General features: G+C 33.8%; 1 protein-coding gene. It reads left to right on the forward strand.

Going from position 1 to position 11,075, the window contains the following annotated elements; all coding sequences use genetic code 11:
• Positions 1-119: 119 nt before the first annotated feature.
• Positions 120-11,036, forward strand: a complete 10,917-nt coding sequence (locus F1564_RS02535) for an autotransporter-associated N-terminal domain-containing protein (RefSeq protein ID WP_018451525.1) — start codon at positions 120-122, stop codon at positions 11,034-11,036.
• The last annotated feature ends 39 nt before the right edge of the window (positions 11,037-11,075 follow it).

Below are 11,075 nucleotides of genomic sequence, written 5' to 3' on the forward strand. Positions count from 1 at the left end.
ATTTCATTGTAAAAATGCTGCAGAAAAATGGTAAAAATTAGTACTGTAAAAGTATTATAATTATTAGAAATATTAGATTTTTATAAATAGCTAATGAGTAAAAAATAAAAGGAGAGATGATGAGCAACAATTTAAGACAAGCAAAAAAAGATTTAAAAGCATTTGCTAAAAGGGCAAAGGATGTAAAATATACAGAATCATTACTGTTCTCATACTTAATAACAGGAATGATAACTTTTTCAATTGGTTTAAATACATCTTCAAATGTCCTTTATGAGCGAATGAATAAAGAGCTGGTAATGTCAGCAGATAAGACACGTACTGCAATTAAGAAAAAGAAAAAAGCGAATGAAGAAGCAGTAGAAGAATTAAATTTAGAATTAGTTCAATTAATGGAACAAGGAGATCAAGTTGTAAAATCTCCATGGAGTTCGTGGCAATTTGGTGCAAATACCTTTATATCAAGCAGCAATGGTACTTACAAAGGAAGAGGGGATAAAGCTGAAAAATATTTATTTAATGGTATTTATAACCGTGGGAACTGGTCGGAAACTGGAATTTTATCAAACAGAAGAAAAAGCTATATGACGTCTTCACCTGGTAATTCGACAATAGGAAAGCAGTCTTATGGACTAGCTTCATTGTTACACGTTCAAGAGCCTGAAGTGGAAATTCAGATAATGGCAAACGTACGTCCAAAATCAGTATTTAAAGAGGAAATCGCAATAAATCCTCAAATTGACATGCCAAGGGAAGTTGTACGTCCGAATATTAATTTGAACGTAACTTCACCAATAACAGCCCCTACAATTATACTTCCTACTCTAAATCCTGTGACAATTGAAGTACCGAATCCACAGGAGCCCGCTACACCAGCTACAGTAACTGCTCCAAGTATTAGTATGAATTTGTCAGCACCAACAATAGCTGTAAATATTACACCGCCATCACTAAGTATGAATGTAACAGCACCGACTCCAACTGTAAATACATTAACAATTATTCCTCCAGATATTTCAGAAGTTAGTGCAATTAGTGTTACTAAACCTACTGCTCCAAGTGTTACACCACCAAATCCGACAGCTAATCCTATAGTTTTTAGTATTCCACAATTGGAATCGTATGGAAATACCATAACAGCTGACAATACAATGAATTCTAATAAAAATTTACTTGATCCTAGTTACAGGTTAAGTAAAGCAGCCTCTGGTCATCATAAAGCTATTGGAGAATATATGACTAACAGTGGTTATTTTTATTCAGGTGAAAATACAGAGATGCATGTTGATATAACGAAACAAAGGGCAATAACATTAGATCCTGGTCTTCCTCAAATTAAAGGAGGAGGTCATAATCCTAATTATTCATTTGAAAATAAAGGTAAAATATATTTAGAAGTAATGGAAGTTGCAGGAATTGAAGTACAGCCAGATACATGGAATAATCCGCAAGTTACCGGCATAAATGGTTCGACAGGTCTTATAAGCGGGAATAAATCATTACAAGTGGCTCTTTTGTTTACAGACGAAGGAACAGGAAGCAGTACTACAAATAAACATACATTAAGAAATGAAGGAGAAATAAGTTTAAGTGGAAATATTTCAGCAGGATTTGCAACTAGTGATTTCAAGAGCGGTGTAAGCGTGAGTACTATAGCAATTAATAATGGGAATGTAAATATTAGTGGAGATAATAGTCACGGTATGGTTGTTTCAAAAACAACAAATGCTTTAGGACCTGATTCAAGTTTTGTGAATAATGGAACAATTAAGGTTACTGGAAACGATTCGGGTGGTATGACAGTACTTGGTAAAATCCAAGGTGGAGCTACTAATAATGGAATAATTACGATAGCTGCTAAAAATTCGTTTGGACTTTATTCACAAGTAGACTCTAATGTGAAAAATGCTGTAAATGGAAATATTAATATTGAAAATGGCTCTAAAGGAAGTATGGGTATAAGAGTTGGAAATGCTTCAGCAACAAATATGAAAAATGAAGGTACGATTACTATTAACAGTACAGATGGTAAAAATATTGGAGTTTATTCAAGTTCAGCAAAGTTTGTTAATGAAGGTAAAATTAAAGTAAATGGAGCAAATGAAAATATTGGAATGTACTTTAACGGAACGACTGGAACTACAGGAAATCAAGGAACAATAACAGTTGCGGGAAATAAAGTATATGGTGTAATCTTAAATAATGCGACATTTGAGAATGAAAAAAAGATAGAAGTAACATCAGATGGTACTGACTCTATTGGGTTATATCTTTCAAACGGATCTGCTGCAACAAATAAAAATGGTGCAACTATTTCAAATGCTGCATATCATGCTGTTGTACAAAATACAGGAACATTTACAAACGCTGGAGTTGTATCTGTTGAAGCAGGTGGAAAAGTAGGCTTATATTCAGAAAATGGAACATTTACAAATGCAAGTAATGGAGAAATAAAATCTAGTAATGGTGGAATTGCAATATTTACTAGCGGCTCTACTGGAACTGTTGAAGGTACAGTTACAGTTGGAGATTCAGGAACTAGCACTGGAATCGGAGTATATTCAGATGGACCTACTACAAGTACTACTTTTCAGGGTAATGCAGTGTTAAGTTTGGGAGAAAGAACAGTTGGACTTTATTCATCTAAGGCTAGTAATTTTGGAACAGCTTTCACGATAACAAATCTTAGTACTTCGATTGGTAAAAAATCTGTGTTCGCTTACTTTGGAAATACTGGGAATACAGCAGATGATACTGTAGATATAACAAACACTACGTTACAAAATTTAACTGTTTCAAGTATGGGTGAAAATTCAGCTGTATTTTATGGTGCGAAAAATACGACTATAAATATTGATGGAAATATAACAGCTGACAGTACGAAATTTTCTAATATTAATGATTCAGCACAATTTTTAGTGTCTGATGATGGAAAAGTTAATATTAATTCATCAAAAATCTTGACTTCTGGATTTAAAACGACAATTTCAGGATTAAATGGAGCTGTTGTAACAAATGATGGAAAACTTATATTATCAGGAAAAGACGGGGCTATAGGAATTTATTCCAATGCTTCAAAAGTGACAAATAATAATATAATATCAACTGCAAATAACAGTTCGATCGCAATTTATGGAAAAGAAAGTTCAACATTGACAAATAGTGGTACTGGGAAAATAACAACTTCTGGAACTTCATCAGTTGGAATACTGGCAAATAGCAGTATAGTAAGTAATGCTACTGGTGGAGAAATAACAACTTCTGGAACAGGATCAGCGGGAATTTATGGAATAACAAATTCGACAATTGAAAATTCTGGAAATATAACTACAGAAGAAACAGGATCAGCAGGAATTTATGCGGATAACAGTGATGTTACAAATGAAACAACAGGGAAAATAACTTCTAAAAAAGGAAGTTCAGCAGGAATTTATTCAACATCTACATCTGCAAAAAATGTTAAAAATAAAGGAACTATAGAAGTTGGAGTGGCAGGTTCTACTGAAACTCAAAATGTTGGAATTTATGCAGAAGGTAATCAGAATGTAGAAAATGATGGAAACATAAATATTCATATAGGCAATTCGATTGGTGTCTATGGTAAGGGTGCTAATGTTGCAATTGAAAATAAGAAAAAAATAACTTCAGATGCTTTGGCTTCAGATGCGATAGGAATAATGTCAGAAAAAGCAAAAGTAACTAATTTCGCAGGTTCTGAAATAAAATTACAAGGGAAAAAATCAGTTGGAATTTATGGTAAGGAATCTGAAATCGAAAATAGCGGAGATATTTTACTTACTGATACAACAGCTGCTTCGGCTTCAGTTGGAATTTTGGCAAATAAAGGAAGTGCTACAAATAAAGGAAATATAGAAATGAACGGTGGAGCTTCTGCTGGAATGCTAGGGTTAAATGGAGCAACTATTTCAAATGATGCTGCAACTGGAAAAATTACAATAACTGGAGATAAGTCAGCAGGAATCTATGTAGAAAATTCATCGCCTTCAAATGCAGGAACTATAAGTGTTGAAAGTAATAAATCAGCAGGAATCTTTGCAAAAATTTCAGATGCTGCTTCAAGAACTATTACGAATACAGGAAAGATTGAGTTAAAAGGAACAGGTAAGACAAAATCAGCAGGAATGTATGTAGAAATTGAAAGTACAGCGGCAGGAACTACAACATTGCAAAATGAAAAGGATATAATTGTTGGGCAAGAAGAGTCAGCTGCTATGTATTTAAAAAATAACGCTGGAGAAGGTGCAGGAACTGTAATAAATGAAACTCCAAACGGAAAAATTGACTTGGATGTTAAGAGTACAGTTGGAATTTTTGTTGATAAAGCTAAAGGAAAAAATAAAAATATAATAAATGTAAAAAAAGAAAATTCAGCAGGAATGTATGGAAGCAATGACTCCAACATAACTAATGAAAAAACAATAAATGTTTCACATGAAAATTCAGCAGGAATGTATGCTTCAGATTCAAATGCAACAAATACAGCTGATGGAACAATAACATTGACGGGATCTGCTGGAGCGACTAGCGGTTCGGCAGCAATGTATGGAAAATTAACAAGTTCATCCAAAAAAGATTATTCAATCTTAAATGAAGGAATAATAAATCTGACAAATGTTATTAAGAATGTTGGAATATATGGTGAATCTGTAAGTGGAGCACCTAAAAAATTGACATTACAGAATAATAAGGAAATAAATATTGCTGCTGGAAGTCCACAATCAGTTGGAATATTCGCTTCAAATGATGCTAATAATAATGCAGATAAAATAGAAGCTATTAATAGTGCCACTGGAACAATAACAGTAAATTCAGAAGAATCAATTGGAATTTCAGCTGTAAAAAGTACGGTTAACAATAGTGGAACAATTACTATGAATGATAAAAAGTCGGCAGGAATTTATGGTAAGTCTGGATCGGAAGTAACTAATAATAATAAAATAGAAATTAAAGAAGAGCAATCTGCAGGAATTTACCTTGAAAACAGTAATGCAGTAAATGCAGCGGCAGGAACTATTGATGTGTATAAAGGTGCTTCGGCAGGAATTTATGGTAAATTTACAAAAGATGCAACAGAAAATAATACAATAGAAAATAGTGGAACAATTACTTTAAAAGATACCGCTGGACAAGTAAAAAGTGCAGGAATTTATGGAGAGCTAGAAGCAGCTGCGTCTAAAACATTAACTATAGAAAATAAAAATATAATAGATGTCAGCATGAAAGAATCAGTTGGAATATTTGCTAAAAATGCTACTGGCAGCAGAGGGAATTTAACTGCAGATAATACAGGAGAAATCAAAGTAAATTCTGAAAAATCAGTTGGAATGCTTTCAGATAATTCAGTAATAAACAATAAAAATAAAATAACAGTAAATAATAAAGAAGCCGTTGGAATGTATGGGAAAAATGGTTCAGAAATAAAGAACCATAAAGGTGCAACAATAGAAATATTGTCAACTGGAGAGAGTGCGATAGGAATTTACGCTACAGGTAAAAATACCACTACATCGAACATTACTGAAGGTGTAAATGAGGGAACTGTTACTGTAAAAGGTAAAAAGGGAACAGGAATGCTTGCAACTGATAAAGCTAAAATAACAAATAACAGAGAGATAACAGGAACAGCGGAATCAGTAATTGGAATGTACGGCGTTGATGATGAAACAGCAGTTATAAATGCAAAAAATGCTACTATAAAATTGACTGGTGAAAAGTCAACAGGAATATTCTCAAAAGATGATGCAACAGCAGAAAATTCAGGGACTATAAATTTAACCTCTTCTTCTAAAAATTCAGTTGGAATGTTTGGTTCGGCAAGTGCCGCTGGTAAGAAAATCACCCTGACAAATACAGCAGATGGTGTAATTAATGTAGAATCTGAAAGCTCTACAGGAATGTTTACAAAAAATAATGGTAATTTGGCTGATTCAACTATAAAAAATGAAGGAACAATAAATTTAAAACAAAAAAGCACAGTTGGAATTTATACTCCAAAATCTAATATAACAAAAGTCGGAACAATAATATTAAATGATGATGCAGATTCTTCAGTAGCTGTTTATCTAAAAGATGAGGCAACAGTAACTGACACAACTACAGGAACAATTAATCTAGGCACAAAAAATCAAAACAGAGTTGCATACTATATCAAAGGGACAAGTGCTTCAGATACAGGAAAAATTAATGGAGCAAATATTGGAAACATAAGTGGATATGGAGTTGGAGTTTATCTTGATGGAGGAATATTGAATTCAAGCACATCAAAATTAGACTACACTACTGGTTCTAATACTGGTAATGGAATAATCGGACTTCTTATGAAGGGTGCAACTGCCGATATTTCAGGTTATAACCAAGGAATAAAAGTAGGAAACTCTGTATTAGGTGGATCAAATGATTTTTATGCAATAGGAATTTATACTGATGGGCAAGGATCATCTGGAAGCCCTAAGGCAATATCAACATCAATAACTGCAGGAGCAAATGGAGTTGGATTATTTGCTGAAAATAGCAGCCATATTAAATATGCAGGAACTATGAATATAGGAGATAACACAACAGCTGGAACTGGTATTTATATTGGAAATGGTGGAGATGGAACCAAAGCTTCAACAGTAACAATTGATAGTGGTGCGGATATTAAACTGAACGGAGTAAATGGAGTTGGAGCAATAGTTACTACTAATGCAACTGTTAATTTTGAAACTGGAGCGAAAATTCAATTTGGCGGTGATGGAGTAGGTATATTTGGACAAAAAGGTGCTGTTATTAATGATAATGGTGGAACATTGGTTACTAATGGACACTCTGTAGAAAGAACAAGGGTTACTGAAGGAAGTTCTGTAACTTCAAGTGATTTGACAGTTGCACTTGGAAATGCACTAGATACAGGAAATATACTTTCTCACGTTATAAATGGAGAGGCTATTTTACAAACAGGAGTTACAGTTGAGGCAAAATCAGCAACTAAGAATATTATTGGACTTATGGCAGATGGAAATAGCAATCCTGCGTTAACTTGGGTTGGAACTGCTGGATATGATGCTGAAAATAAAGGAAAATTAGATTTGTCAAATGCTCAGACAAGTACGGCTATGTACCTTGATTCAGCAAGAGGGCTTAATTCAAAAGATATTCTTGTAGGAAATAAATCAACTGGAATCTATGGAATTTATAAAAACACAACTGCAGGCTATATTGGAGCACCTGCTGGATTTAAAAATGAAGGTATAATTACAACGACTGCTGGTTCTAAAATAACAATTGGAGATGAATCTTCTGCTATTTACTCAATTGGATTTGATAAAGTTGAAAATAATGGAAGTATAGCTGGTGGAGATAAATCAGTTGGAATTTATGCAAAAAATACAGCTGCAAGCAGTAAGAATATAGATGTGGTAAATACAGGAGATATTACGTTAGGAAAAGGTTCAGCTGGAATTTACATTGCGCCAGAAACTGCAAATGCTTCCAATGCGACAGTTGTAAATAGCGGAAATATCACGGTTGGGGATTCTACATTGGATGCAAGTGGAAATGTTGAATCTACTTCAGTTGGAATATTTGTAAGAAATAAAACAAATTTGACAACTACTGGAGATGTAACAGTTGGAAATAAAGGATTTGCATTGTATGGAAATGATTCGACATTGACTGTAAACGGCGGAAATTATAACTTTGCAAATAATGGAAGTTTGGCATATTTGGAAAATAATGCTATGTTAAATTATAATAATGCTGGAACATTGACAACTTCTTCAGAACCAATGTTATACATTATTAACAGTAAGGCACAAATGAATAATAATGATATTATTGTATCTTCAAAAGGAACTGGAATTTATATGACAGGAACATCTGCTTTTGGTGGATGGAATAATATGATATTAAATAATGGTTCTACAGGAATTTATGTGGATAATTCAAATGCTGCAATAGATGGTAAGAAAATAACAGGTACATCTGACAAGGCAAAAGGAATTGTTTCAATAAATTCAAATGTTATGAATAAAGCAGATATGGAGTTCTCTAGTGATGATTCAATTGGAATTTTCTCACAAAATAAATCAGGTGTGGCAAAATCAATTTTAAATAATGGAAATATTGATATTACTGGAAAACGTTCAATTGCAGCGTATTTGGAAGGAACATCGGATCAGACATTTGAAAACAGTGGAACGATAAATGTGGATAGAACTGCAACGTCTGTTAAGAATGATTCTACTGTCGGAATTTACGCACAAAATGGATCGACAATTAATATTAAAAACAGTGGAACAATAAATGTTGGAGAGGCTTCATTTGGAGTTTATTCGCTTAGTGAAAATGGAAATGTGGAAACTGCAGGAAGTTCTATAATCAATGTTGCAGATAAGGCTATTGGTGTGTATAAAAAAGGAGGAAGTGTTAATCTAGGCGGAACAGTCAATGTTGCAAATCATATTGCAGCAGATGCTAATAGTGAGCCTGTTGGAGTTTATGGAACAAGTGGAGTTACAATTAATGATACGACAGCAAACTTTACTGTAGGAGATAAATCTTACGGTGTAATTTTGTCAAATCCAGGAATGAGCAGAACAAATGTTTACTCAAATTCTGCTTCATCAAATGTAACTTTAGGAAAAGAGGCGACTTTCATTTATGCAGAAGGAGCGTCAAGAGTTACAAATAACGCAGCAATTACATCTGGAACAAATGGGAAAATTATCGCAATTTATGGAAAAGATGGTGCAAATATTGTAAATAACGGAATGATTGACTTGTCACAAGGGCTTGGAAATCAAGGTATTCTTGTTACAGGGGCATCTAATGCAGTAAATAGAGGAGTAATAAAAGTTGGAAAAACAGACAAGACAGATCCTGACAATATTATTTACGGAATTGGAATGGCAGCTGTAGGTGGAGCAAGTATTTCAAATGAGAGAGATATCCATGTTAGAGGAAACTTAAGTATCGGAATGTATGGAGATGATAGAGGAACAATATTAAGAAACTCTGGAAATATCTATTTAGATCCGTCAAGTGCGACAGCTTCTGATAAAGTTCAGACAATGATGGGAGTATTTGTAAATAACGGAGCAAAATTTGTAAACACAGGAAATATTACCACAACTGGCTCTTATCACGGAAATGACAATATTCAGGGACTTGTAGGAGTTGCTGTATTAAATGGAAGTACACTTGAAAATTATGGGAAAATTGATATTGATGCAGATAGCAGCTACGGTGTTTTAATTAAAGGGACTTCAAGTAATAAATCTATAATTAAGAACTATGGAGAAATTAACATAAGTGGATTGAAGTCTTATGGAGTTAGATATGATGCAGATTCTCAAGGAGTATCTGGAGATTTGCCAGTTGGAACAGCCGCTACTCCTGTAAATGTATTGCCATCCTTGAGTTCAGGAACTGGAACAATAACTTCTGCAAATGGAGCGAAAGACTACTATGCACCAACAGATCCAAGTAAAACTCTAGGTGGAGTGGGAATTGTTCAATTGCCAAATGGACGGCTTGCAATTCAGAGAAACGGTGTAACATTGGATGATAGCCAAGTTCAAACAATAGATTATGCTACTCCTCAGACAAACTACGCTTTTTCGAACTTTGGAGTTTATGTAGATACATTAGGAAGAACACGTCCAATTAATGTAAATGGAGCAAATTCTATCGGAATTAACAGTGATCTTTTAATTGGAACAGAATTTTCAGTGCTTACAAATGCTAAAGATGTAATTATTGGAAAACAAATACTGCAGCCGTTCTTGAATCAAATAAATGCTGGAATATTTAACTTTACTCCATATTCTGCTTCATTAACTTGGATGGCAACGCCTGAAGTTGATCCGTCTACACAGCAGATTACACGTGTGCTTATGACAAAGATTCCTTATACAGCCTTTGTTTCAACAACTTCAAACGAATTTAACTTTACTGACGGATTAGAGCAAAGATACGATGTAAACAGTTTGGACTCAAGAGAAAAAGGACTATTTAATAAATTAAATACTATTGGAAATAGTGAAGAAGCATTATTGGCCCAATCAATTGATGAAATGATGGGACATCAGTATGGGAACGTACAGCAAAGAATCTTTGAAACAGGTAATTTATTAAATAAAGAATTTGGATACTTAAGAAATGAATGGGATACAAAATCAAAAAATTCAAATAAGATAAAAGCGTTTGGAATGAAAGGCGAATATAAGACAGATACAGCTGGAATAATTGATTATAAAAATAAATCCTATGGATTTGCATATTTGAATGAAAATGAAACTATAAAACTTGGAGAGTCAGCAGGATGGTATGCAGGAGCTGTTAGAAACAAATTTGACTTTAGCGATATAGGTGGTTCAAAGGAAGAGCAGAATATCGTAAAAGCAGGTATATTTAAGTCAATGCCGCTTGGAAAAGATCATAACAACAACTTGAACTGGACTGTTTCAGCAGAAGGATTTGTAGGAACTGGTGAAATGAAGAGAAAATTCCTTGTTGTTGATGATATATTTGAAGCAAAATCTGAATATCATTCATACGGGTTTGGATTAAAAAATGAGCTTAGAAAAAATATTAGAACAAGTGAGCGAACAAGCATTTCTCCATACGGAAGCCTAAAATTTGAATATGGAAGATTTGACGGAATAAAAGAAGATACAGGACAAATGCGTTTAGAAATAAAAGCAAATGATTATTATTCAATAAAACCAGAAATTGGAGTAGAATTCAAATATCAGCAGCCAATGGCAGTAAAAACAAATTTTGTCGCCAAATTAGGACTTGCTTATGAAAATGAGCTAGGAAAAGTTGGAGATGTAAACAATCAAGGAAGAGTCCGTTATACAACTGCAGGATGGTTTGACATAAGAGGTGAAAAGGATGACAGACGTGGAAACGGAAAAGCTGACTTAAACCTTGGAATTGAAAACACAAGATTTGGTGTAACAGTAAATGCAGGTTATGATACAAAAGGCGAAAATGTAAGAGGTGGAATTGGATTTAGAGTAATTTACTAATTTTAATTATCATACCTTATCTAAGGGAAATATGAAGTT

The sequence above is a fragment of the Leptotrichia shahii genome (genome assembly GCF_008327825.1).
Lineage (GTDB): Bacteria > Fusobacteriota > Fusobacteriia > Fusobacteriales > Leptotrichiaceae > Leptotrichia > Leptotrichia shahii.